The sequence below is a fragment of the Phormidium sp. CCY1219 genome, assembly GCF_035615515.1.
GTDB lineage: Bacteria > Cyanobacteriota > Cyanobacteriia > Cyanobacteriales > Laspinemataceae > CCY1219.
The window spans coordinates 1-241 of record NZ_JAJENT010000309.1 but is presented as its reverse complement, the minus strand read 5'-3'; the positions used below and the strand labels follow the sequence as shown (position 1 = coordinate 241).

Annotated in this window: 1 pseudogene; it reads right to left on the bottom strand. The window is 46.9% G+C overall.

The features are described 5' to 3' along the window. A pseudogene (locus tag LKK83_RS05025) lies at positions 1-241 on the bottom strand (hypothetical protein); the annotation flags it as partial.

The following is a 241-nucleotide window of genomic DNA, read 5'->3' as shown; positions in this document are numbered from 1 at the left end:
GTTTGTTCAGGGTTTCCCCTTCTATCCATTCTTGTACCAAATAGAATTGACCATTTTCGGGAAAATAGGCATATAATCGCGGAATTTGCTGGTTTCCTTCTCCGAGTTCTTCTAAAATCGCCGCTTCTCTGGCAAATCGGTCTTTTACGGTTTGGAAAATCTCGGGATTGGCGGTAACGGGTTTGAGTTGTTTGATAACGCAGCGCCGCCCGGAAGGCATTTGGGTGTCTTCGGCGAGGAA